Genomic DNA, 22,628 nt, shown 5'->3' on the forward strand with positions numbered 1-22,628 from the left:
GCTTGCTCAAGGAGGGGTGATGACCGGTCTCCGGACGGACTTCGCCGAGTTCACCGGCCAGCAGGCCGAGCCGCCGCGGGTGGCCCGGTACGCGGTGAACGAGGCGATGATCCGCAACTGGGTCGAGGCGGTCGACGACCGCAACCCGGTGTACGTCGACGACGCCGCGGCGAAGGCGACCGGCCGCCCCGGCGTGATCGCGCCGCCCGCGATGTGCTCGACCTGGGTCATGGCCGGCTACCGGCGCTACCGCGAGATCCAGGAGCTGCGCCGCGAGGGCGCGGTGGAGGATTTCGCGTACTCGCGGCTGATGAGCGTGCTCGACGCGGCCGGCTACACCTCGGTGGTGGCCACCGACGTCGAGCAGGAGTACGTCCGCGAGATCACCCCGGGCACGCACGTGACCTGCCATTTCACCATCGAAGCCGTCTCGGAGGCCAAGCGCACCGCGCTCGGCTACGGGCATTTCGTCACGCTGCGCAAGCACTATGTGGACGAAGCGGGCGAGCTGCTGGTCGACGAACGCTTCCGCATCCTGCGGTTCCGCCCGGCCGAGCGGAGCGCGTGATGGGGGAGCACACCGCGGTCCCGCGGCTCACGATCACCCAGGACAACCAGTTCTTCTTCGCCGCCGCCCGCGAGGGACGGCTGGAGATCCAGCGCTGTGCCGACTGCGAGACCCTCCGGCATCCGCCCGGCCCGGCGTGTCCGGTGTGCCGGAGCTTCGCGTGGGACACGGTCGTCGCCAGCGGGCGCGCGGTATTGCACAGCTGGACGGTGCTGTACCACCCGAAGGACCCCGCGTTCGATTACCCGCTCGCCGTCGGCCTCGCCGATCTGGAGGAAGGCGTCCGGCTGATCGCGGACATCGCCGGAGTCGACCACGACCAGCTGGAAGTGGACCTGCCGCTGCAGGTGGGCTTCAGCGAGCACGCGCACGGCGAGATCCTCCCACAGCTGTGGCCGCGAGACCCGAAGGAGCACACCCGATGACCCTGGCGCTTGGGGACCGGCTGCCGGAGCTGGCGATCCCGTTCGACCGCACCACGATCGTCGCGACCGCGATCGCGTCGCAGGATTTCGAGGACGTGCACCACGATCCGGGCAAGGCGGCCGAACGCGGGATGCCGGACGTCTTCATCAGCATCAACGCCACCAACGGGTTCATCGACCGCTACGTCACCGACGTCCGCGGCCCGGCGACCCGGATCCGCAAAGTCTCGCTGCGGCTCGGGCTGCCGCTGTTTCCCGGTGACACGCTCACTTTCGTCGGCGAGGTCATCGAGGTGGCTCAGGACGCGACGACGATCAAGGTCACCGGAAGTCATGAACGCGGCGTGCACGTGTCGGCGCGAGTGACGGTGGCAGCATGAGTTTCGCGAGGCAGGCGGCGATCGCCGGGATCGGCGCGACCGAGTTCAGCAAGAATTCCGGCCGCAGCGAATGGCAACTCGCTTGCGAATGCGTCCTCGCGGCGCTCGCCGACGCGCAGATCCCGGTCGAGGAAGTCGACGGATTCGCTCTGTTCACCATGGAAACCAACCCGGAGATCGCGGTCGCCCGCGCGTTGGGGATTCCGCAGCTGAAGTTCTTCAGCCGCATCCCGCACGGCGGCGGCGGGGCGTGCGCACCGGTGCAGCAGGCCGCGCTCGCGGTCAGCTCCGGGGTCGCGGACGTCGTCGTGGTGTACCGGGCGTTCAACGAACGCTCCGGGCACCGGTTCGGGGCTGGTCCGCCGCCGTTCGCCTACACCGCGAATACCGATCAGGAATACCGGAACTGGATCAATCCGTACGGCCTGCTCACTCCCGCGCAGCAGGAGGCCTTTCTGGCGCGGCGGTACATGCACAAATACGGAGCGACGAGCGAGGACTTCGGCCGCGTTTCGGTGCTCTCGCGCAAACACGCGGCAGTGAATCCGAAGGCTTGGTTCCACGAACGGCCGATCACGCTTGAAGATCATCAGTCGTCGCGGATGATCGCGGATCCGTTGCGATTGCTCGACTGCTGTCAGGAAAGCGATGGCGGGCAAGCGCTGGTGATCGTGAGCGCGGAACGGGCGCGTGATCTCCCGCATCCGCCCGCGGTGATCGCCGGGGCGGCGCAAGGCGTTGGGCCGCAACAGATTTCGATGAGCAGCTATTACCGGGAGGACATCGACGAAATGCCCGAGGTGCAGCTGGTCGCCGAGCAGTTGTGGGCGCAATCGGGCGTGGGTCCGGAAGGCATCGACGCCGCGATTCTGTACGACGCTTTCACGCCGATGGTGTTGCTGCAGCTGGAGGAATACGGATTTTGCGGCCGCGGCGTAGCGAAGGACTTCATCGCCAGCGGCGCGCTCGAACTCGACGGACGGCTGCCGGTCAACACGCACGGCGGTCAGTTGGGGGAGGGGTATATCCACGGGGTCAACGGGATCGCCGAGGGCGTCCGGCTGATTCGCGGCAGCTCGGTCAATCAGCCCGCGAAATCGGTGGAGCACGTGCTCGTGACTGGCGGGTCTCCGGTGCCGCATTCCGCGATCGTGCTCGCGGCGGACCGCTGATGGAGACGTTCGCGGAAGTCGTCCGGTCCCGGCGCGGGGACACGCACGACGGGCTGCGGTTCGAGGGCCGAAGCTGGACGTGGGACGAGGTCGTCCGCGAGGCGGCGGTGCGGGCTTCGCTGCTGCGCACCTTCGAGCCGGGGCCTGGCCGGACGCAGCGGCACGTCGGGGTGCTGCTGCAGAACCTGCCGGATTTCGTGTTCTGGATCCTCGCCGCCGCGGTGACCGGCGACGTCCTAGTCGGCATCAATTCCACCCGGCGGGGCGCGGAGCTGGCGGCGGACATCAGCCACACGGACGTCGACGTGCTGGTCACCGAACCGCTGTACGGCGAGGAGGTCGCGCGCCTGGAGTTGCCGACTGTCCGGCGCGTCCTCGACGTGGAGTCAGCGGAGTACCAGGACCTGCTGGCCGCGCACGCCGACGCGGACCTGCCCGCGTCGCTGCCGGACCCAGCGGCGATCTTCCTGCTGCTGTTCAGCTCCGGCTCCACCGGCACGCCGAAGGCGGTGATCTGCGGCAACGGCCGCCTCGGCCGGTTGACCGACGCGCTGGCCGAACGCGTCTCGCTGCACCGCGATTCGGTCACCTACCTGTGCCTGCCGATGTTTCACGGCCACGCGATCATGATGAACCTCGCGGCGGCGGCGAAGGTCGGCGCGACGATCGTGCTGGTCCGGAAGTTCTCCGCGTCGCAGTTCATCCCGGACCTCCGCGCGCACGGCGTGACCTACTTCAACTACGTCGGCCGCGTGCTCAGCTACGTCGTCGCGCAGCCGGAGCAGCCGACCGACGCCGACAACCGGCTGGAGGTCGCCTTCGGCTCCGAAGCCGCGCCGGGCGAATCCGCCGAATTCCGCCGTCGATTCGGGTGCGAAGTACGGGAAGGCTACGGTTCCAGCGAAGGCGGGCTTCGCATCGTGCCGGAACCGGACGCGCCACCGAACGCGCTGGGGCGCCCCGCGCCCGGAATGCGCGCGGAAATCCGCGACCAGGACAACCGGGAATGCCCGCTCGCGGAGTTCGACGAGAACGGGCTGCTGCTGAACGCCGAGGAAGCGACCGGCGAGATCGTCGCGGTCGGCCGCGGGAAAACCTTCGAGGGCTACTACAAGCATCCCGCCGCGATGGCCGAACGGCTGAAATTCGGCGGCGAGGACTTCTGGACCGGCGACCTCGGCTACCGTGACCGCGACGGCTACCTGTACTTCGCCGGCCGGGCGGCGGACTGGCTCCGCGTCGACGGCGAGAACTTCGGCACCGCCCCGGTCGAACGGATTCTGGGCCGCTACCCGGCGTTCGCGGTGGCGCACTGCTACGGCGTGCCCGATCCGAAGACCGGAGACCTGCTGATGACGTCGGTCATTCTCGCCGAGGATACCGTGTTCGATCCGGAAGACTTCGACGAATTCCTTGCCGCGCAACCGGATCTCGGTACGAAATGGCGACCCACGTTCGTGCGGATCATCGACGAGGCCCCGGTCACCGGCAGCGGCAAGATCGACAAAGCGCCGTTGCGCGCGCAGGGCTGGGAGGACGACCGGGTCTGGTACGCGCCGAGCCGGACCAGCCCGTACCGGCCGCTCACCGCAGCGGATCGAGATGCACTGCGGGCGGAATTTCGCGCGCACGGCAGGGAAAACTCGCTGCCCGCGGCGTCGCGGCGCTGACTATCGCGGCGGGAGGCCGAGGGAAATCGAGGCGAACGCCTCCCGCAGCGTCGTCGGCACTGTCTTCTCCAGACTCTCGTCCAGGAACCGGTTCAGCACGGTGGTCATCGCCGCGATCGCGATGTCGGACACCAGTTGCGGGTACAGTTCGCCGACCCGCGTCCCGGTGCGTTCGGCGATCGCCCGGACCAGATCGCCGGTCTCGACCCGGGCCAGCGCGGTGCGCATTTCCGGCGTCGCGCTCCACGCTTGCACCGCGCTGAGCTGGTCGGATGCCGGCTGGCCGTACGGGACTCCGTCGGCGCGCAACGGTTCGATGAGCGCTTCGGCGAGCGCGGTCCACAGCGGTTCGTGCGCCGGTCGCTCCCGCAATAGCTGTGCGCTGCGCCGGATCCGGTGCTCTTGCCGGTAGGCGACCGCGTCGTATTTCGTGGCGAAGTAGTTGCTGAAGGTCCGCAGCGACACCCCGGCGCGCTCCGCGATGTCCTCGCGGACAACGTTGTCTGGACCTCTCTCGTACATCAGCGCCACAGCGGCGTCGCTCAGCGCTTTGCGCGTATCGAGCTTCTTGCGTTCTCGCAAGCCGAGCGGTCGTTGGTCAGCCATGCTGCCCACGGTATCCAATCGGGCGCCGCATTCGCTTGGCCGACCGGTTTTGTTATGGACGAGCGCCGCGCAGGAACTGTTCGACGGCGGTGTCGACGAGTCCGTCGAGCAATTCCGGCGGAACGAGGTCGCCGTTGCCGAGGGTCGCGATTCCTTGCAGCGTCGCGAACAACACGACTCCGATCCGCTGCGGCGGCCCGTCCTGCAGGGCGCCTTGCTCCTGGCCCTCGACGATCAGGTCGTTCATCAGCCCGAACGGCGCCTCGGCGGCCTGCACGATCCGCGATGCGCCGGGGCGATGCTTGCTGGTGTACATCAGTTCCAGCAGCGCGGAGTTCTCGGTGGCGAAGCGGGTGTACGCCGTGGCCGCCGCGTGCACGCGCCCCGGAAAGTCGTCTGCGGTCTTCAGTGCGGAGCGCAACGCGTTGTCCAGCCGCGCGAATCCGGCTTCCGCGAGAGCGTCGAGCAAGGCCTGCCGATCCGGAAAATGCCGGCGCGGCGCGGCGTGGCTGACGCCGATCTCCCTGGCGAGGTCGCGCAGCGACAGCTGATCGGCTCCGTGCGCGCGCAACCCGCGTTCGGCCGCGTCCAGCAAGGCGGTGCGGAGGCTGCCGTGGTGATAGGGACGGTCGTCGGACTGGTCGGGCACCCGGTCAGTCTAGCAGCATGTTTCCGTTGACAACATTGTTGCCGGTGCCTACTTTGGGGGCATGGACGTTCTCGCGGAAAACCAGACCGGCCGCACCGCCGTGATCACCGGTGCGAACAGCGGATTAGGCCGCGCGACAGCCGCGGCGCTTGCAGCCAAGGGCGCGCGGGTGGTGCTCGCGGTGCGCAACCTGCGCAGCGGCCGCGAGGCTGCTTCGGAACTGCCCGGCGACGTCGAAGTCCGGCAGCTGGACCTCGCCGACCTGGCGTCGGTCCGCGCGTTCGCCGCGGAGTTCGCCGAGCCGATCGACCTGCTGATCAACAACGCGGGCATCATGATCCCGCCGCTGTCGCGCACCGCGGACGGGTTCGAATCGCAGTTCGGGACCAACCATCTCGGCCATTTCGCGCTCACGAACCTGCTTCTGCCGCGGATCCGGGGCCGGGTGGTGACGGTTTCGTCGAACGGGCACCGGGTCGGTTCTATCGATTTCGCCGACCTGAACTGGGAACGCCGGAGGTACCGGGCGGTGGCGGCGTATGGGCAGTCGAAGCTCGCGAACCTGCTGTTCACTGCCGAGCTTCAGCGGCGGCTGACCGAAGTCGGTTCGCCGGTGCTGGCGATGGCGGCGCATCCTGGGACGGCGGCGACGAACCTGTTGAAGGTTGAGACGCCAGTGTTGTCGTCGCTGGCTAAGGCTGGTGTCCGGCTGGTGGCGCAGACTTCGGAGGAAGGAGCGCGGCCTGCGCTTTACGCGGCGTTGGCGGATGTTCCTGGCAACAGCTTCGCGGGTCCGCGTGGTTTCTTGCAGAACCGCGGTGCGCCGAAACTGGTTGGGCGGTCGGCGAAAGCTCGGGACGAGGAGGCGGCGCGTCGCTTGTGGACGGTGTCGGAGGAGCTGACTGGAGTGCGTTTTCCGTTGACAGTTTCGGCCTGAGGTTTGTTTTCGGGTTGCGGCACGGGTTTCAGGCTGGCGCGGCTCCGGTTTCGGTTTCGGTGAGGAATGCGGTCAGCTCCTTGGCCAGTCGCTCCGGCTGGTCCTCGGGAATCAGCGTGCCGCTGTCGGGGATCTCGACCAACCGGCTGTCCGGGAACAGGTCAGCGAGCCGTCGCCCGTGGTCGGCGGGCATCATCCGGTCCTTGCCCGCCCAGACGACCAGGACCGGCCGGTCGAACGTCCGCAGCCGTTCGGTCCACGCGAGCAGTTCGTGCCGCGGCGGGGTTCCGGTGGCGAATTTGACCAGATCCCGGCGGATGTCCTTGTCCTGCAACGCCGGAGTGAACCAGTCGTCGAGGATGTCGTCCGGGATGCGGCTTTCGCACATCCCGCCGTACGCGGATTTGGCGTGCCGGTAGAACGACGTCCGGGTGGCTTGGGCGTGCAGCCACGGCCCGCCGGGGAGCCGGAGCAGCTTGACGGCCGGGCGCGCGGGCTTGGGCGGGAAGTTGTCGAAGGCCTCGCAGGCGACGAGCGCGAGCCGTCCTACCCGGGCGACGTGCTCGGCCGGCGCCATCCCGTCGGCGACGAGGAATTGGCCGCCGCCCCAGTCGTTGAGCACGATCGTCGCGTCGTGGAGGTCGAGCGCGTCGAGGAATTCGCCGAGCAGCCGGGCGACGCCGAACTGCGTGAGATCAGCGCCGGGCCGCATCGGCGCGCGGTGGGCGCCGAGCGGCAGAGTCGGCAGGACGCAGCGGTAGCCGGTCAGCAGCGGGACGACCTTGCGCCACTGCGTGCCGGACATCGGAAACCCGTGCCCGAAGACCAGCGCCGGACCGGTCCCGCCGGTGTCGTCGTAGTCGATCGGCCCGGCGGACAGTTCCACGCGCGGCATCGGACCTCCCTCGGATCTCGCGACTAGAGTGATCGCTCTAATCGCGAGACTAGGCCGGTGCGGGCCCGTCGGTCAACCGGTCTCCGGCGCGGCTTTCCCGGCGGGTGCGCTCCCGGCCAAGGTCCGTGAAGGGCTCCTTGAAGGAATTAGGTTCCCTCGAGGAGTCCTTCACGGACCTCGGCAACGCGCGCCGGGTCCATCGGCAGGAGAGAACCTCGGCGCTGCTGAGAAATCGCAGCGGGAATCGCCTGCCTGGCTCACTTCCCGGTGAAAACCACGCGGTTCCCGTCCGGATCGGTGAGCGGCAGGATGCGCGCGCCGCCACCAGGTTGCGGGCCGTCGTGGGGCGCTCCGGCCGTTGTCGCGTGGGCGGCGGCCGCGTCGAGGTCTGTTTCCTCCAGGACGACTGTCGACCGTCCGGCTCGGTCGGGTTCGGACCACACCTGCAGTCCGAAAGTGTCGCCGAGGTGCCATTCGAGCAGGCCGGGCATCGGGCGGGCGTCCGGGGCGCGGTCGAACAGGGCCGCGTACCAAGCCTCGGCCCGCGCGAGGTCGGAGACGGTGCACTGGGCGAGCACTCGACGGATCATGACCGGTCCATTCGTGGTGGTTTCGATCTGCAAGCACTTTCAGTGGACCACAAGTGCTGGCAAGGTGCAAGCACTCTGCCGGGCGTCCGCCGGGTATCCGTCCCGATGAACGAATCAGGCGAATTGCGTCCGCTGCGTCTGAAAACGGTTTCCTTCCCGGTACGGAAATCTGTGCCTCGGCCCGGCGAGAGCGTTCATCTTCTGTTTCTCCGGCGGTTTTCCCTTGTCTTTGTGCGCGGCCTGGAATACGCCGGTCGCCGTGTCGGGCGGCAGGGACTAGGAGGACTCCTGTGTCGAGAATTCGTTGGCGTGCCGTGGCGGCGATGGCCGCGGCCGGTACTGTCGCGGCGGCCGTGCCCGCGCTGGCCGCGCCGGTGCGCACCGAGCATGTGCTGCTGCTTTCGGTCGACGGTCTCCACCAGTCTGACCTGGACTGGTACACGCGCACCCACCCCGGGTCCGCGCTGGCCGCGCTCGCGGTGCACGGCACCGAATACGCGCACGCGAACACGCCGGTGCCGTCGGATTCGTTCCCCGGCATGGTCGCGCAGGCGACCGGCGGCAACCCCGCGAGCACCGGGATCTACTACGACGCCACCTACAACCGGGATTTGCTCCCGGCGGGCACGACGTCCTGTGCCGGTGTCAAACCCGGGTCCACAGTGGACTACACCGAGGACTTGGACCGCGACCAAGGCGCCATCGACGCCGGACAAGGCCTGCCGAACCTGCCCGACGGCGTGCTCGCGATGACCGGCAACCCGCGTTCGCTGATCAACCCGGCCGCGTTGCCCGTCGACCCGAAGACGTGCAAACCCGTTTACCCGCACCAATATCTGCGGGTGAACACCGTGTTCGAGGTCGCGCGGCAGGCCGGGCTGCGCACCGCTTGGTCGGACAAGCATCCGGCGTACGAAATGCTCAACGGCCCGTCGGGCAGCGGCATCGACGACCTGTTCACTCCGGAGATCAACAGCAAGGCTCCCGGTTCCAGCGACTGGACGAAGGACAACTCCGCGACCCAGCGTTATGACGGCTACAAAGCCAAAGCCGTCCTGAACGAGATCGACGGCTTCGACCACAGTGGACAGACCCGCGCCGGTACGCCCGGGGTGTTCGGCATGAACTTCCAGTCCGTCTCGACCGCGCAGAAGCTCCCGCTTTCCGGCGGCCAGCCCGGCGGATACCGGCCGGACGGAACCCCGGGCCCGGTGCTGCAGTCCGCTTTGGACTTCGTCGACCGGCAGGTCGGCGCGTTCACCGCGGAACTGCGGAACCGGCACCTCGACCGCTCGACGACCGTGATCCTCTCCGCGAAACACGGCCAGTCGCCGATCGACCCGAACGCGCTGACTCGCATCGACGACGCGCCGCTGCTCGCCGGTCTGAACTCCGCTTGGCGGGCCGCGCATCCCGGCGCGCCTGACCTGGTCGCCCAGTCGACCGACGACGACGCGATGCTGCTGTGGTTCACCGACCACTCGCCGTCGGCGGCGGCGTTCGCCCGGCAGTACCTGCTGGCCCAGTCCGGCACCGGAAACGACAGCACCGGCGCGCCGAAACCGTTCACACACGCGGGCCTGACGACCGCCTACGCCGGAGCCGACGCCGCCCGCTACTTCCAGGTGCGCCCGGGCGACCCGAGGGTGCCGGACCTGGTCGGCATCGCCCAGCACGGCGTCGTGTACACCGGCGGCCACTCGAAAATCGCCGAACACGGCGGCGCGGCTGCCGACGACCGCGCGGTTCCGCTGGTGGTCAGCGGCGGGCACGGGGTGCGGATCCCGGCGGCGGTCGAGACGACCCAGATCGCGCCGACGATCCTGCGGCTGCTGAACCTGGACCCGCGCGCGCTGGACGCGGTGCGCGAGGAAGGAACGGCCCCACTGCCCGGCCTCGGGCGCTGACCGGACCTCGGCCCGCCTCTCGCTCCGGGCCGGGCCGGGGTTGGCGGGGTGGCGATACGACCTCATGTCGAGGCACGGGCCGAGGGCGGTGGGGGTGGCGATGCGACCTCATGCCGAGGCACGGGCCGAGGGCGGTGGGGGTGGCGATGCGACCTCACGCCGAGAGGCGGGCCGAGGGCGGGGGCGGCGATGCGACCTCATTTCGAGGGGCGGGCCGAGGGCGGGGGCGGCGATGCGACCTCACGCCGAGAGGCGGGCCGAGATTGGTGCGGAGTGGCGATTCGGCGAGGTGGGCGAAGTGGCTGGAGGTGCCGGGGTTTGCTCGGCGAGGTGGGCGAAGCGGCTGGAGGAGCCGGGGTGGGCGAGGCGGGCGAAGCGGCCGGATGCGTCGGAAGGTCTGCCCGACTGGGGGAGGCGGGCCTGGTTTGCCGGAACGTGTCGCTCGAGTGGGCTGGGCAGCCGGACCCGTCCGTGGATTCATCTGGGCCGTGAGCCGTGAGCCGTGAGCCGTGAGCCGTGAGCCGTGAGCCGTGACGCGTGAGGCGTGAGGCGGAATCTGGCCGATTTGTCCATGCGGCGGGTATTCGCGTGCGCGGCGAGCCACCCGGCGGATCCGAGTCCGCGCGAGGAGTCCGGCCCTCGTCGGCGCAGGGAAGCCGTAACTCAGCCGGACGCGGCAGCAACGCGAGACAGCCGCAATCCGCCCACGAGCCGTCCCATCCCTCGGGAACCGCGCCAATCCCGGCATCAGCCCTGCTCACCGGCCTATTATGAGCAAAAGCTCACCCCCGGAGGAGGCCGCGGAGATGCCCGGAAAGCGCCTGCAACCGCGCAAGGAGCCGCGGCAGGTGCGCGGCGAGTTGACCCGCAAGCGGATCCTCGCCGCAGCCGCGCGGGTTTTCACTGAGATGGGCTACGCCGCGGGCACCACGAACCGCATTGCGGAGCGGGCGCGGGTGTCGATCGGGGCGCTGTATCGGTACTACCCGAACAAAGATGCCATCCTCGTCGCGTTGGCATCTCAGCATCTCGACGCCGGCGCGGAAACCCTGCGCCGCCACCGGGAAACCGCCGGGCCGCCGGACTCGCTGGACGGTGCGCTCCGCGAACTCGTGCGCGTCGCGATCCGGAATCACCTCGACGATCCGCAGCTGTTGCGCGTGCTGGCCGAACAAGCCCCGCGCTCAGCGGAGTTGCTGGAGCAGGTCGCGCGGTACGAGGAGGAGCGAGTCGCGTACGTGCGCGGTCTGCTCGGGCCGGAAGTGTCCAATGTGGACATGGCGGCGCGGATCATCGTGCACACGGTGGAACTGCTCGTGCACAAGATGATCGCCGGGCCGGAGCCGCTCGATCTTCCCGTGTTCGAGGACGAGCTGGTGGCCATGCTGACCCGGTACGCGGCAGCCGGCTCCGAGCGGAGCAGCGGGTTGCGCCGTTGAGTCGCCGAGCCGGAAACGGCGGTTGTCAAGTGGCGGACATCACTGTGGACGTCGTGATCGATCAGGCGATCGATTCCGCGATCCCGGCGGGGACGCGGCGGCGGGCGGCGAAGGCGGGAACCGGCGTGGCGGGCGGCGCGCGGTTCAAGCGGGTAGTCGGCGGTTTCCGGCTCGGCCGCGTCCGGAGGTTCCCGCGGCGCGGGGGAGCGGCTCGGCCGGCGGGTGTTGCGATAGCCCAGGGCTATGACTGTGATCTCGTCGCACTTGCCGTCGAAAAAGGGCCTCCGGTTGGCTGCCGGAGGCTGGACGGCATGGGAGTATCCAGCGCATCTGTACCTGAAGCGGGCGAAGTCGGACCAGGTGGCGACCCAAAACGCCGTCAGGCCCGGCCGGCGGATCTTCCGCGAACGAGCGGGAAGGAGACAGCATGCTGATCGGGGTGCTCAAGGAGGCACAACCGGGGGAGACGCGCGTCGCGGCGACTCCGGAGACGGTGGGCAAGCTGCGCGGGCTGGGCTATGACGTGACGGTGGAGCCAGGGGCGGGGCTGGCGTCGGGGTTCTTCGACGAGGCCTATGCGGACGCGGGCGCGACGTCCGGGTCGATCGCGGACGCGGACGTCGTGTTCGGGGTGAACGCTCCCTCTTCCGAGCAGTTGGACGCGGTGAAGCCGGGCGCGACGGTGGTGAGCCTGCTGGCCCCTGCGTTGAAGCCGGAGCTGGTGGAGGATCTGGCGAAGCGGCCGATCACGGCCTTGGCGATGGACGCGGTGCCGCGGATCAGCCGGGCGCAGTCGCTGGACGTGCTGTCCTCGATGGCGAACATCGCGGGGTACCGCGCGGTAGTGGAGGCGGCGCACACGTTCGGGCGGTTCTTCACCGGACAGGTGACCGCGGCGGGGAAGGTGAACCCGGCGAAGGTCCTGGTCGTAGGCGCCGGTGTCGCCGGGCTGGCGGCGATCGGCGCGGCGGGCAGCCTCGGGGCGATCGTGCGGGCGACGGACCCGCGCCCGGAGGTCGCGGACCAGGTGAAGAGCCTCGGCGGGGAGTATCTGTCCATCGAGGACCCGAACGCTGAAGTCTCCGCGACGGGTTACGCCAAGGAAATGGGCGACGACTACAAGGCCCGCGAGAAAGAACTCTACGCAGCGCAGTGCCGCGAGGTGGACATCATTGTGACGACGGCGTTGATCCCGGGCCGTCCGGCGCCGCGGATCATCACCGGCGAGATGGTGGCGTCGATGAAGGCCGGTTCGGTCATTGTGGACATGGCCGCGGCGAACGGCGGGAACGTCGAGGGTTCGGTCGCGGGCGAAAAAGTCGTCACCGACAACGGGGTGACGATTCTCGGCTACACCGACCTCGCGGGCCGGCTTCCGGCGCAGGCGTCGCAGCTCTACGGAACCAACCTGGTCAACCTGATGAAGCTGATGACGCCGGAGAAGGACGGCCAACTGGTCGTGGACTTCGAGGACGTGGTGGTCCGGTCGATCACGGTGGTGAAGAACGGCGAGCTGACGTGGCCGCCACCGCCGGTGCAAGTCTCGGCTGCTCCGCAGAAACCCGCGGCGGCGCCGGAGAAGAAGGAAGAGCCGAAGAAGGAGCCGATGTCCTCGGGCCGACGGCTCGGGCTCGTTTTGGGCGTGGCGGCGGTGTTCCTGCTGCTGGCGGCGCTGGCCCCGGCGGCGTTGCTGCCGCATCTGACGGTGTTCGCGCTGGCGATCGTGATCGGGTATTACGTGATCGGGCACGTGCATCACGCGCTGCACACGCCGTTGATGTCGGTGACGAACGCGATTTCCGGGATCATCGTCGTGGGCGCTCTGCTGAATCTGGTCAGCGGAAACACGGTGGTCGTCGTGCTGGCGGCGGTGGCGACATTGCTGGCGACGATCAACATTTTCGGCGGCTTCGCGGTAACGCGCCGGATGCTCGCCATGTTCTCCCGCAGCTGACCCGAGAGGCCTTCTTCAGATGACTGTGCACACTGCGAGCCAGGCCGCCTACATCGTGGCCGGGCTGTTGTTCATTCTCGCGCTGGCCGGGCTTTCCCGGCACGAAACCGCGCGAGTCGGAAACTATTTCGGCATCGCCGGGATGATCGTCGCGCTGATCGCGACCATCGCCCAAGCGGTGTCCGGGGAAATCACCGGCACTTCCATCGCGTTGATGATCATCGCGATGGTGATCGGCGCCGGAATCGGGCTGCGCCGGGCGGCGGTGGTCGAGATGACCGGGATGCCCGAGCTGATCGCCCTGCTGCATTCGTTCGTCGGTCTCGCCGCCGTTCTGGTGGGCTGGAACGGGTATCTCCAGGTGGAATGCGACCCTTCCGGCGCTGAATCGCGGCATCTGGAAGCGTTGGGGACGTTGGGGATTCACCACGCCGAGGTGTTCATCGGCGTGTTCATCGGGGCGGTGACGTTCACCGGGTCGATCGTGGCGAACCTGAAGCTGTCGGCGAAGATGAAGTCCGCGCCGTTGATGCTGCCGGGCAAGAACTTCCTGAACCTCGGTGCGCTGGTGTTGTTCGTGGCGTTCACCGCCTGGTTCGTCGTCAGCCCGGCGTTGTGGCTGCTGGTCGTGGTCACTGTCCTGGCCCTGGCGCTCGGGTGGCATCTGGTCGCCTCCATCGGCGGCGGCGACATGCCGGTGGTCGTGTCGATGCTGAACAGCTATTCCGGCTGGGCCGCGGCGGCGTCGGGGTTCCTGCTGGAAAACGACCTGCTGATCATCACCGGCGCCCTGGTCGGTTCCTCCGGTGCGTACCTGTCCTACATCATGTGCAAGGCGATGAACCGGTCGTTCATCTCCGTGATCGCGGGCGGTTTCGGCATCGAGGCCGGACCGAGCGGGGACAAGGATTACGGCGAGCACCGGGAAATCACCGCGGAAGGCGCGGCGGAACTGCTCACCGGAGCGTCGCGGGTGATCATCACCCCGGGCTACGGAATGGCGGTCGCACAAGCCCAGTACGGGGTCGCGGAGCTGACGCGGAAACTGCGCGACAAGGGCATCGAGGTCCGCTTCGGCATCCACCCCGTCGCCGGACGCCTGCCCGGACACATGAACGTCCTCCTCGCCGAAGCCAAGGTCCCGTACGACATCGTGCTGGAACTGGACGAGATCAACGACGATTTCTCCGACACCGACGTGGTGCTGGTGATCGGCGCGAACGACACCGTGAACCCGGCCGCGGCCGAGGACCCGGGCAGCCCGATCGCGGGCATGCCGGTCCTCACCGTGTGGGAAGCCGAGAACGTGATCGTTTTCAAGCGTTCCATGGCTTCCGGCTACGCGGGTGTGCAGAACCCGCTGTTCTTCCGGGAGAACTCGGCGATGCTCTTCGGCGACGCCAAGGACCGGGTCAGCGACATCCTCTCCGCACTGTGACGAAAGGGCGCCTTGAGGGAATTGCCTCAAGGCGCCCTTTCGCGTACGGAGTCAGGCCCGGGCGAAGTCCGCGACCACCGTCTCGTAGGCGACCTGCCCGGCGGACACCGCACCGGTCTGGACCGCGACCTTGATCATCAGGTCGATCGCCTCCTTCGTCACCTTCCACTGCGGCTGCAGCTTCGGCACGACGACCTCGGCGAAGTGCTGGATGTACTGCTTCGAGACGGCCAGGCCCTTCCCGTCGAAGCTGTCGGTGTTGAGCAGGTCCGCGGCCTGGTCCCGGTTGGCCAGGATCCAGTCCTTGGCCGCCCATTGCGCCGCCAGCCAGGCTTTGCAGGCGTCCGCGTGGGATTTCGCGTAATCCTCGCGGGCGATGAGCACGTCGACCTGCTGTTTGCTCAACAGGTCCGGCACTCCGGCCGCGGCGAAGTCGATCAGGACCCGGCCGCCGGTCTGCTCGGCCATCAGCCGCGCGGTGGCGAAGGTGATGCCGACGTACGCGTCGATCTTGCCCGCGTTCATCTGCGCGATCGCGGGCGTGGTCTGGCCGACGGCGAGCGGGGTGACGTCGCCGTCGGACAGGCCGCCTTGGCGCAGCGCGAGCCGCAGCTGCTTGTCCGCGCCCGCGCCGATCGCGGTGACGCCGATCGTTTTGCCTTTCAGCGCGGCCATTTTGTCCGCGAAGCTCGCCGAGGCGGACGGCCAGGAACCCTTCCCGACGACGATCGAGTACGTCGTTTCCGGGATGCGCATCCCGATGATCACCGGCCGCTCGCCCGGCCGCGAGTTGGCGAACGTCGCCATCGTGAGCAGCGTGTCCTGCATCTGCCCGTCGATCTGCCCGGCCGTCTGCAACTGCATGCCCTGCACGCCGCTGGACGGGTGCAGGAACTTCGGGACCTGGAGGTTGTACTTGCCGAACTGCTTCTGGTCGAGGTTGACCGCGTCGATGAAGTAGTTGTCGCCGGGAGCGGTGGCGACGCGGAACGGAGTCGGCCGGGCGGCCGCGCCCTTGGCGTCGCCGGTGGTGGCCGACGAGGGGCCGTCGCCGCAGGCGGCGAGCAGACCGCCGGCGCCGGCGGCGAGCAGGGAAGCCCCGGCCATTCGGAGCACGGTGCGACGGCTGGCGGGAGCCGATTCTGGGAAACGCATGGCGGGGGTTTTCCTTTCTCTGGCAACGCGGGGCTGCGACGGACGGGTCAGAGGGCGGCTAGTTCGCGCCGCATGGCCAGGTGTTCGCGGGGCATCCCGACCGTCACGCCGCCGACGAACCGGTCGCCGAGGAAGGACCGGACAGCGAACGCCTCGGCAGAGGGGCCCGGCGCGAGTTCGGTGCGGTCGTGTTCGGCGCGGGGTGCGCCGGCCATCTGCACCTTCACCCCGGCTTGGTCGGTCCAGAACCAGGGCACCGGGCGGTACGGGGCGTCGTGGCCGGTGATCTGCTTGGCCACGTGCAGCGCCGAGTCCATGGCGTGCTGGACGGACGTGAGCCGCACCGGGCGGCCGTCCAAGGGGAACCGGACGCAGTCGCCGATGGCGCTGATGTGCGGGTCCGAGGTGCGCAGCCGGGGGTCGGCGACGATGCCGTCGTCCGCTTTCAGCCCGGCGCGTGCGGCCAAATCGGTGCACGGGGCCGAACCGATGCCGACGACTACGACGTCCGCGGCGAGCTCAGATCCGTCATCCGTGGTCACGGAGGCGAGCCGGTCGCCGTCGATCGTGAACGCGACCACGGAGCGGCCGAGCCGGAACTGGACGCCGCGGGCGCGGTGCCGGTCCAGCAGGAAGTCGCTGACCTGCGTCGGGACCGCGTGCGCGAGGATCGACGGCAGTTGCTCCACGATGGTGACCGCGCACCCCAGTTCGACGGCGGCACTCGCGATCTCCAAGCCGATGAAACCGCCGCCTGCCAGCAGCATCGACCGGCCTTCGCGCAGTTGTTCGCCCAACGCTGCCGAGGAGTCCCGGTCGTGCAGATGGAAGACGTTGCGCAGGTGCGCCAGGTCGGTGATCCGGCGCGGCCGGGAGCCGGTGGCCAGCACGAGATGGTCGTAAGGCACAGTTTCGCCGGAGCGCAGGCTGAGTGTCTGGTTCGGACAGTCCACAGTGATCACCGGATCGCCGAGGACGAGTCGGGTGTCCAGAGCGGAATAATGCGCGGCGTCGTGGAAATCGATGTGCGCCGGATCCGGGTCCCGGAGGAACGTTTTCGACAGCGGCGGCCGTTGGTATGGCAGCGACGGCTCGGCGCTGACGAGGGTCAGGTCGCCGTCGTAGCCGAGGCGGCGCAGGGAGGCGGCGGTGTGCACGCCGCCCTGCCCGGCTCCGGCGATCACGACGCGGCGGATCGGGGGCACGGTCTCAGCGCCCGACGATCTCGATGGCCGCGGTGGGGCAGGAGAACACTGCCTCCTCGACGTCCCCGGCCGCGTCGTCGGCGGCCTCGTCGGCCAGCAGGACCACGATGCCGTCGTCGTCCTGGTCGAAGTAGTCCGGCGCGGCCAGGACACACTGTCCGGAACCACAGCATTTGCCCGCGTCCACGGTGAGCTTCATTGCCCGCCCTTTCCCTGCGATGGTGGGGTTTTCCTTACGGTTCTTCGATGTCCACGAGCGGATCGCCCGCCTGCACCGTCGCCCCCTCCGCGACGTGCACGGCGGTCACCGATCCGGCGTATTCGGCCAGTACCGGGATTTCCATTTTCATCGATTCGAGCACCACCACCGTGGTGTCGGGCTCGACCGCGTCGCCCGCGGCGACCAGGACTTTCCAGACGCTGGCGCCCATGTCGGCGTTGATGGTTTCGGGCACAGTGCTACCTCCGTGTCGACGCCGCGGGACGGCTGGTGACGGCCGCGACGATGCCGGTGTCGTATCCGCCGCCGGTGAATTCCGGCCGGTCCACCAGGTCGCGCAGAAACGGCAGATTGGTGCGCAGCGGCCCGACGGCGAATCCGTCGAGTGCTTCCCGCGCGCGTTCGAGCGCGGCCTCGCGGTTGTCGCCGAAGACGCAGATCTTGGCGATCAGCGAGTCGAAATGCGGGGTGACCGCGAGTCCGGCCCGGTAGCCGGAATCGACGCGGATGCCGTCGCCGTGCGGTTCTTCCCAGTCTTCGATGGGGCCGGGGCTCGGGAAGAACCGGACCGGATCCTCGGCGCAGAGCCGGAATTCGATCGCGTGCCCGTGCTGGCGCGGCGCGAACCCGGGCGCGACGGTTCCGGTCGCGGCAATGCTCAGCTGCTGCTCGACCAGGTCGATGCCGTGGATCAGCTCGGTCACCGGGTGCTCGACCTGGATCCGGGTGTTCATCTCCAGGAAGACGAACTCCTGCGTCCTAGCGTCCACTAAGAACTCGACCGTGCCCGCGTTGCGGTAGCCGACCGCGCTGGCCGCGTTGACCGCCGCGTCGTGTAGCCGTTGCCGCACAGCGGGATCGAGGCCGATCGCGGGTGCTTCCTCGACCAGTTTCTGGTTGCGGCGCTGCACCGAACAGTCGCGCTCGCCGAGGGTGAGGATCGTGCCGTCGGCGAGCCCGAGCACCTGGACCTCGATGTGCCGAGCTGATTCGACGAACCGTTCGAGGAACACCCGGTCGGAGCCGAAGCTGCGGGCCGCGATCGCTTGCGTGCGCTCGAATTCCTTGCGCACGGCATCGGCGTCGCGGGCGATGGTCATGCCGATGCCGCCTCCGCCGCCGGAAGCCTTGACCATGACCGGGTAGCCGATCCGTTCGGCCTCGCGGACCGCTTCGTCCACATCGGACAACGCCGCCCCCGCGCCGCCGCTGACTGGAACTCCGGCCGCCGCGACCCGATTGCGTGCTTCGACCTTGTCGCCCATGGCGGTGATGGCGTCCGGGGAGGGGCCGACCCAAATCAGTCCGGCCGCTTCGACAGCGCGGGCGAAGTCGGCGTTCTCGGCGAGGAAACCGTAACCGGGGTGGACCGCGTCGGCACCGGTTTCCGTTGCCACGCGGACGATCTGCTCGATGTCGAGGTAAGCCGCGACTGGCGGTTCGCCGGTGATTTCCCGAGCGAAATCGGCCTCGGCGACGCCAGGAAGCCCGGCGTCGACCTGGTGATGGACGGCGACAGTTTCCACGCCGAGCCGCCGCGCGGTGGCGATGATCCGGCGGGCGATTTCGCCGCGGTTGGCGACGAGAAGCCGCCGGGGGAAGGGCTGGTTCATCCGATCCTCCTAGTAGCTCGTGGGCCAGGTGCTGAGGAGGTGTTCTCCGACCCCGCCGGTGCGGGTCAGCGCGTTGTCTTCGAGCGCGCCGAGGATGAACTCGCGGGTGTCGGCCGGATCGATGACGTCCTGCACGCCGTACACGCGGGCGACGTCGTACCCGGTCGAATCCTTGGCCATTTCGGCCAGCCGGCGTTCGTAGAGTTCCGGGTCGGTCGCCTGGTCGATCCCGTGCACCACGCCGACCGCCGAGCGCGGGTCCATGAAGCTGACTTCGGCGGTCCACCACGCGGCCATCGCGTCGGTCGTCCACGCGCCGCCCATGTTCACGTAGCCCTGGCCGTAGTTCTTGCGCAGCATCACCGTCACCTTCGGCACGGTCGCCAGCGACAAGGCGTTCATCCAGTTGATGACCTTGCCGACGATGCCGCTCCGCTCCCCGTCCAGTCCGATGAGGAAGCCGGGCTGATCGACCAGGAACACCAGCGGGATGTTGTAGGAATCGCACAGCACGATGAAGCTCGTCGCCTTGGCGCACGCCGCCGCGTCGATCGCGCCGCCCTTGAACATCGGGTTGTTCGCGATGATCCCGACCGAGTGGCCGTTGATCCGGCACAGCGAGGTGACCAGCGACTTCCCGTAGCGTTCCTTGATCGGGAACACGCTGCCGAGGTCCGCGACGACCTCGATGACCTTGCGCACGTCGTAGACCTTCGTGCGCTCCGGCGGGACGATCGAGTGCAGTTGCGCGCCTCGTCCGGCCGAGCCCGCGGGCACCGGCGCGACCGGTGGCGCTTCGCGGTTGTGCGCGGGCAGGTAGCTCAGGAACCGGCGGAGCAGGTCGATCGCTTCCTCGTCGGTGTCGGCGACCGCGTCGGCGAACCCGGTGATCTCCGAATGGAGTTTCCAGCCGCCGAGGTCCTGGCCGTCGACCTGCTGACCGGTCGCGCGGCTCACGAGCTGCGGGCTCGACACCGCCATGACCGCGCCCTTGCGCAGCACCGCGAAGTCCGAACTCACCGTGTGCCACGCGGCCGAGCCGAACGAGTACCCGAAGGCGGCCGACACCCACGGATTGGTGCGGCGGCGGAGAAACCGCGTGCGGTCGTTGGCGTTGCCGAGGCCAGTGCCGCCCATGACGTCGGGCATCCGCACGCCGGTGGATTCGGCGAGGTAGACCAGCGGGATCCCGGTGCGGGCGGTGAGATCCTTGAGGTGGCCCATTTTCTTGTTGCTGACCGCGCCGGACGACGCGCCCTTCACAGTGAAGTCGTAAGCGATGACTCCGGCGCGGCGGCCGTCGACGCGACCGGTGCCGGTGACCTTGCCGTCGGCGGGGGTCGCGTGCTGGTCGGCATCCACATTGGACGTGGCGAAGAGTCCCGTTTCGCGGAAGGAGTTCTCGTCGAAGAGCCGGGCGACGCGTTCGCGCGCGTTCAGTTCGCCGCGTTCGGCCCGGGCGGCGAGTTTGCGTTCCCCGCCCATGCCGAGGGCGTGCGCGCGCCGTTCTTTGTGGCGGAGTTCGTGGTCGATGGTCATGGCTGGCCTTTCGTTCGGACGGCGGCGCGGCGTTGCTGGAAGTCGAGCAGCGAGCGGGCGACTCGTCCGGCTTCCTCGACGGTGCCGAATACGGGCAGGCCGAGCCGGTGCGCTTGGCGGGCGTAGGCGGCGATCGCGTCGGCCATGTCCGCGCGGCCGTCGCCCTTGAGGACGAGGAATTGCTGCGTGCCAGCACCGGCGCGGGCGTGCGCGTCGGCGATGCCGCGGATGATCGTGCCGGTGACGTCGCCGTGGGTGTCCGCGAGATTTCGCTGGATGATGCCGACGTTCAGGTGCGTGATGAGGACCGCGGGCGGGGCCGATTCCAGGACGAGGGACAGCAGGTCTCCGGCGATCGTTCCGCCGCCGACCGCGAGCGTGCCCGCCGGGGTGTCGATCGGGTTTGCCAGTCCGTTGCCGGGCGGGAGTCCGAGAGCTTCGATCTGCGCGACGGTGCGGTCCGGCAACGGCGGGACCGTGAATCCATAGTGCGCCAACGCATCCGTCGCGAGCACGCTCGCGCCGCCTCCGTTGCCGAACAGGACCGCGTCGCGCGTGGCGGGCGGCGGTCCGTCCAGCCGGGCGGTGTCGAAAGCCAGCAGTACGTCGAGGAATTCTTCCAGGGAGTCGGTCAGCGCGATCCCGGCTTGACGGCACAACGCGGGCCACAGCCGGTGATTCCCGGTGAGCGCGCCGGTGTGGCTGGTCGCCGCGCGCGAGCCCGCCGCGGTGCGGCCGCCGGCGAGCAGCACGATCGGCTTGCTGATTCCGCGCCCGGCCAGCAGATCCAGGACTTCCCGGCCTGCCGCGAGCGATTCCAGGTACAGTCCGACGACCTCGACGTCCGGTTCGGCCAGCAGGTGCTCGACCAGTTCCGCGGCGTCCACATCGGACGAATTGCCGATGCTGGTGACGCTGTGGAACGCGAGGTCGCGCGTCGCGCCGAGGCGGAGGATGTCGACGCTCAGTCCGCCGCTCTGCGACACCACCGCGATCCCGCCCGGGGACAGCGGCGGTTCCGGGATGAAGCTGACCCGCGCGGCGGAACTGTGCATGCCGAGGCAGTTCGGGCCGAGCAGCCGGGTGCCCTGGGCGGACATCCGGGCGACGAGGTCGCGTTCTAGTTCGACGCCTTCGGAGACCTCGCCGAAACCGCTGCTGACGACCTGGGCGAACGCGAGCGTCCCGGGTTCGGCGGCCAGTGCGTCGGGGACGATCTTCGCGGGGAGGGCGACGAAGGCGTAGTCGACGGGCTGGCCGGTTTCCCGCAGCGACGCGTAGGCGGGCAGGCCCTCGATCTCGGTGGCGGAGGGGTGGATCGGCAGGACAGTGCCGTCGAAGCCGGAACGCCGGAGGCCGGTCAGGTACCGGTTGGCGAGGTTCGAGCCGGTCGCGCTCGCGCCCAGCACGGCGATCGTGCGTGGCCGGAACAGGCGTCCGAAGTCGGTGCGGGCGGGGCGAGCTTCAACGGCGGACGTTTCGTCCATTTCGGACAGGATCAGCCGGGCATCGACGGCGACGGCCTGGTCGGCGGTGACGATGACCGGGTTCAGATCGACCTCGACGACCTCCGGCGGCAGCGAGCCGAGCAAGCCGTTGACCCGCAGGACCAGGTCCACCAGCGCGTCGAGGTCGGCGGCGGTTCCGCCACGTGCACCGCGAAGCAGCGCCGCGCCCTTCAGCTCGGACAGCATCGCCTGGACGTCCGCGGCGGTCAGCGGGGCGATGCCGAAGGCGACGTCGGCGAACACCTCGACGAAGATGCCGCCGAGGCCGAGCATCACCACCCAGCCGACGCCGGGCGTCCGTACCGCGCCCACGATCACCTCATGTCCAGCAGCGGCCTTTTCCTCGACCAGGAACCGGTCGATCCGGTGGCCGTGCGCGGCGAGCGCGGCGGTCATCGCGGCGGCTTCGGCGGGCAGGTCGGCGCGGGAGAGTCCGATTCGGACACCGCCCGCGTCGGACTTGTGCACCAGCGTCGGCGACACCGCTTTGAGGACCAGGTCTCCGTCAAGGCCCTCCGCGGCGATCAGCGGATCGGCGTGGGCGTTGCCGCGCGGCACGGTGATTCCGGCACCGCGCAGCAGATCCTTGGCTTCGGGCTCAGGGACGACCGGGGCGCCGGCGGCGGCCAGCCCGGCGATCGCGGTCCGGGTCGCGTTCTCGGTCAAGCGTCTTCCCTTCGTCGGTGCCCGGCGGCCGGGTCGGAAGCACGGCTCGTGGTGCGGCGAGTGTGGCCGGTCACGACGGGTCCCGGGAATGC

At 69.0% G+C, this 22,628-nt stretch carries 21 protein-coding genes; 10 read left to right on the forward strand and 11 right to left on the reverse strand.

The window, feature by feature from the left end; genetic code table 11:
- Positions 1 to 19 precede the first annotated feature (19 nt).
- The 5 genes from ACWDNU_RS18715 to ACWDNU_RS18735 are packed head-to-tail and all read left to right on the forward strand — an operon-like array spanning position 20 to position 4,215.
- The gene (locus tag ACWDNU_RS18715; RefSeq protein WP_449669780.1) at positions 20 to 568 is read left to right on the forward strand and encodes an FAS1-like dehydratase domain-containing protein; all 549 of its coding nucleotides are present in this window, start codon (positions 20 to 22) and stop codon (positions 566 to 568) included.
- Complete coding sequence (locus tag ACWDNU_RS18720) at positions 568 to 993, forward strand: Zn-ribbon domain-containing OB-fold protein (protein WP_449669781.1); 426 nt, start codon at positions 568 to 570, stop codon at positions 991 to 993. The genes ACWDNU_RS18715 and ACWDNU_RS18720 overlap by 1 nt, the downstream gene beginning before the upstream one ends.
- The gene (locus ACWDNU_RS18725; RefSeq protein WP_449669782.1) at positions 990 to 1,373 is read left to right on the forward strand and encodes an acyl dehydratase; all 384 of its coding nucleotides are present in this window, start codon (positions 990 to 992) and stop codon (positions 1,371 to 1,373) included. Before ACWDNU_RS18720 ends, ACWDNU_RS18725 begins: the two co-directional genes overlap by 4 nt.
- Positions 1,370 to 2,545 carry a lipid-transfer protein gene (locus ACWDNU_RS18730; protein ID WP_449669783.1) on the forward strand — a complete coding sequence of 392 codons (1,176 nt, stop codon included), beginning with the start codon at positions 1,370 to 1,372 and terminating at the stop codon, positions 2,543 to 2,545. Before ACWDNU_RS18725 ends, ACWDNU_RS18730 begins: the two co-directional genes overlap by 4 nt.
- Entirely contained in the window at positions 2,545 to 4,215 is a 1,671-nt protein-coding gene (locus tag ACWDNU_RS18735) for an AMP-binding protein (RefSeq protein ID WP_449669784.1), read from the forward strand. The genes ACWDNU_RS18730 and ACWDNU_RS18735 overlap by 1 nt, the downstream gene beginning before the upstream one ends.
- Here the strand turns inward: ACWDNU_RS18735 and ACWDNU_RS18740 are convergent, their stop codons facing one another.
- The gene (locus tag ACWDNU_RS18740) at positions 4,216 to 4,821 is read right to left on the reverse strand and encodes a TetR/AcrR family transcriptional regulator (protein ID WP_449669785.1); all 606 of its coding nucleotides are present in this window, start codon (positions 4,819 to 4,821) and stop codon (positions 4,216 to 4,218) included.
- A gap of 52 nt (positions 4,822 to 4,873) precedes the next feature.
- A complete protein-coding gene (locus ACWDNU_RS18745) occupies positions 4,874 to 5,470 on the reverse strand; it encodes a TetR/AcrR family transcriptional regulator (RefSeq protein WP_370936085.1) in 597 nt (198 codons plus the stop codon).
- A gap of 61 nt (positions 5,471 to 5,531) precedes the next feature.
- Between ACWDNU_RS18745 and ACWDNU_RS18750 the strand changes: the two genes are divergently transcribed.
- A complete protein-coding gene (locus ACWDNU_RS18750; protein ID WP_449669786.1) occupies positions 5,532 to 6,407 on the forward strand; it encodes an oxidoreductase in 876 nt (291 codons plus the stop codon).
- Positions 6,408 to 6,435: 28 nt separating this feature from the next.
- On the opposite strand, the gene ACWDNU_RS18755 is transcribed toward ACWDNU_RS18750, so the two are convergent.
- Both ACWDNU_RS18755 and ACWDNU_RS18760 read right to left on the reverse strand, forming a co-directional pair.
- Positions 6,436 to 7,302 (reverse strand): alpha/beta fold hydrolase, encoded by an 867-nt coding sequence (locus ACWDNU_RS18755; protein ID WP_449669787.1) that lies wholly within the window; start codon positions 7,300 to 7,302, stop codon positions 6,436 to 6,438.
- A gap of 257 nt (positions 7,303 to 7,559) precedes the next feature.
- Entirely contained in the window at positions 7,560 to 7,892 is a 333-nt protein-coding gene (locus ACWDNU_RS18760; protein ID WP_370936088.1) for a VOC family protein, read from the reverse strand.
- A 323-nt stretch (positions 7,893 to 8,215) separates the two neighbouring features.
- Between ACWDNU_RS18760 and ACWDNU_RS18765 the strand changes: the two genes are divergently transcribed.
- The 4 genes from ACWDNU_RS18765 to pntB all read left to right on the forward strand — a co-directional run bounded on the left by ACWDNU_RS18765 (position 8,216) and on the right by pntB (position 14,630).
- Positions 8,216 to 9,799, forward strand: coding sequence for an alkaline phosphatase family protein (locus ACWDNU_RS18765; RefSeq protein ID WP_449669837.1), 1,584 nt, complete (start codon positions 8,216 to 8,218; stop codon positions 9,797 to 9,799).
- Between the two features lie 806 nt (positions 9,800 to 10,605).
- A complete protein-coding gene (locus ACWDNU_RS18770; RefSeq protein ID WP_449669788.1) occupies positions 10,606 to 11,238 on the forward strand; it encodes a TetR/AcrR family transcriptional regulator in 633 nt (210 codons plus the stop codon).
- 427 nt (positions 11,239 to 11,665) lie between these two features.
- Entirely contained in the window at positions 11,666 to 13,192 is a 1,527-nt protein-coding gene (locus tag ACWDNU_RS18775; protein ID WP_449669789.1) for a Re/Si-specific NAD(P)(+) transhydrogenase subunit alpha, read from the forward strand.
- 19 nt (positions 13,193 to 13,211) lie between these two features.
- Positions 13,212 to 14,630, forward strand: a complete 1,419-nt coding sequence (gene pntB, locus ACWDNU_RS18780; protein WP_449669790.1) for a Re/Si-specific NAD(P)(+) transhydrogenase subunit beta — start codon at positions 13,212 to 13,214, stop codon at positions 14,628 to 14,630.
- A 51-nt stretch (positions 14,631 to 14,681) separates the two neighbouring features.
- Here pntB and ACWDNU_RS18785 read toward each other — a convergent pair whose 3' ends face one another.
- From ACWDNU_RS18785 to ACWDNU_RS18815, 7 genes are all read right to left on the reverse strand, one after another.
- Positions 14,682 to 15,737 (reverse strand): ABC transporter substrate-binding protein, encoded by a 1,056-nt coding sequence (locus ACWDNU_RS18785; RefSeq protein WP_449669791.1) that lies wholly within the window; start codon positions 15,735 to 15,737, stop codon positions 14,682 to 14,684.
- 95 nt (positions 15,738 to 15,832) lie between these two features.
- Positions 15,833 to 16,990, reverse strand: a complete 1,158-nt coding sequence (locus ACWDNU_RS18790; protein ID WP_449669792.1) for an NAD(P)/FAD-dependent oxidoreductase — start codon at positions 16,988 to 16,990, stop codon at positions 15,833 to 15,835.
- 4 nt (positions 16,991 to 16,994) lie between these two features.
- A complete protein-coding gene (locus ACWDNU_RS18795) occupies positions 16,995 to 17,189 on the reverse strand; it encodes a ferredoxin (RefSeq protein WP_370936094.1) in 195 nt (64 codons plus the stop codon).
- Between the two features lie 34 nt (positions 17,190 to 17,223).
- Positions 17,224 to 17,445: a biotin/lipoyl-binding carrier protein gene (locus tag ACWDNU_RS18800; RefSeq protein ID WP_370936095.1), complete on the reverse strand. Its 222-nt coding sequence runs from the start codon at positions 17,443 to 17,445 to the stop codon at positions 17,224 to 17,226.
- 4 nt (positions 17,446 to 17,449) lie between these two features.
- Positions 17,450 to 18,823: an acetyl-CoA carboxylase biotin carboxylase subunit gene (locus ACWDNU_RS18805; RefSeq protein ID WP_449669793.1), complete on the reverse strand. Its 1,374-nt coding sequence runs from the start codon at positions 18,821 to 18,823 to the stop codon at positions 17,450 to 17,452.
- Positions 18,824 to 18,832: 9 nt separating this feature from the next.
- Positions 18,833 to 20,362: an acyl-CoA carboxylase subunit beta gene (locus tag ACWDNU_RS18810; protein WP_449669794.1), complete on the reverse strand. Its 1,530-nt coding sequence runs from the start codon at positions 20,360 to 20,362 to the stop codon at positions 18,833 to 18,835.
- Positions 20,359 to 22,536 (reverse strand): acetate--CoA ligase family protein, encoded by a 2,178-nt coding sequence (locus tag ACWDNU_RS18815; protein WP_449669795.1) that lies wholly within the window; start codon positions 22,534 to 22,536, stop codon positions 20,359 to 20,361. Before ACWDNU_RS18815 ends, ACWDNU_RS18810 begins: the two co-directional genes overlap by 4 nt.
- Between the last annotated feature and the right edge of the window lie 92 nt (positions 22,537 to 22,628).

Source organism: Amycolatopsis sp. NPDC003676 (assembly GCF_053587275.1).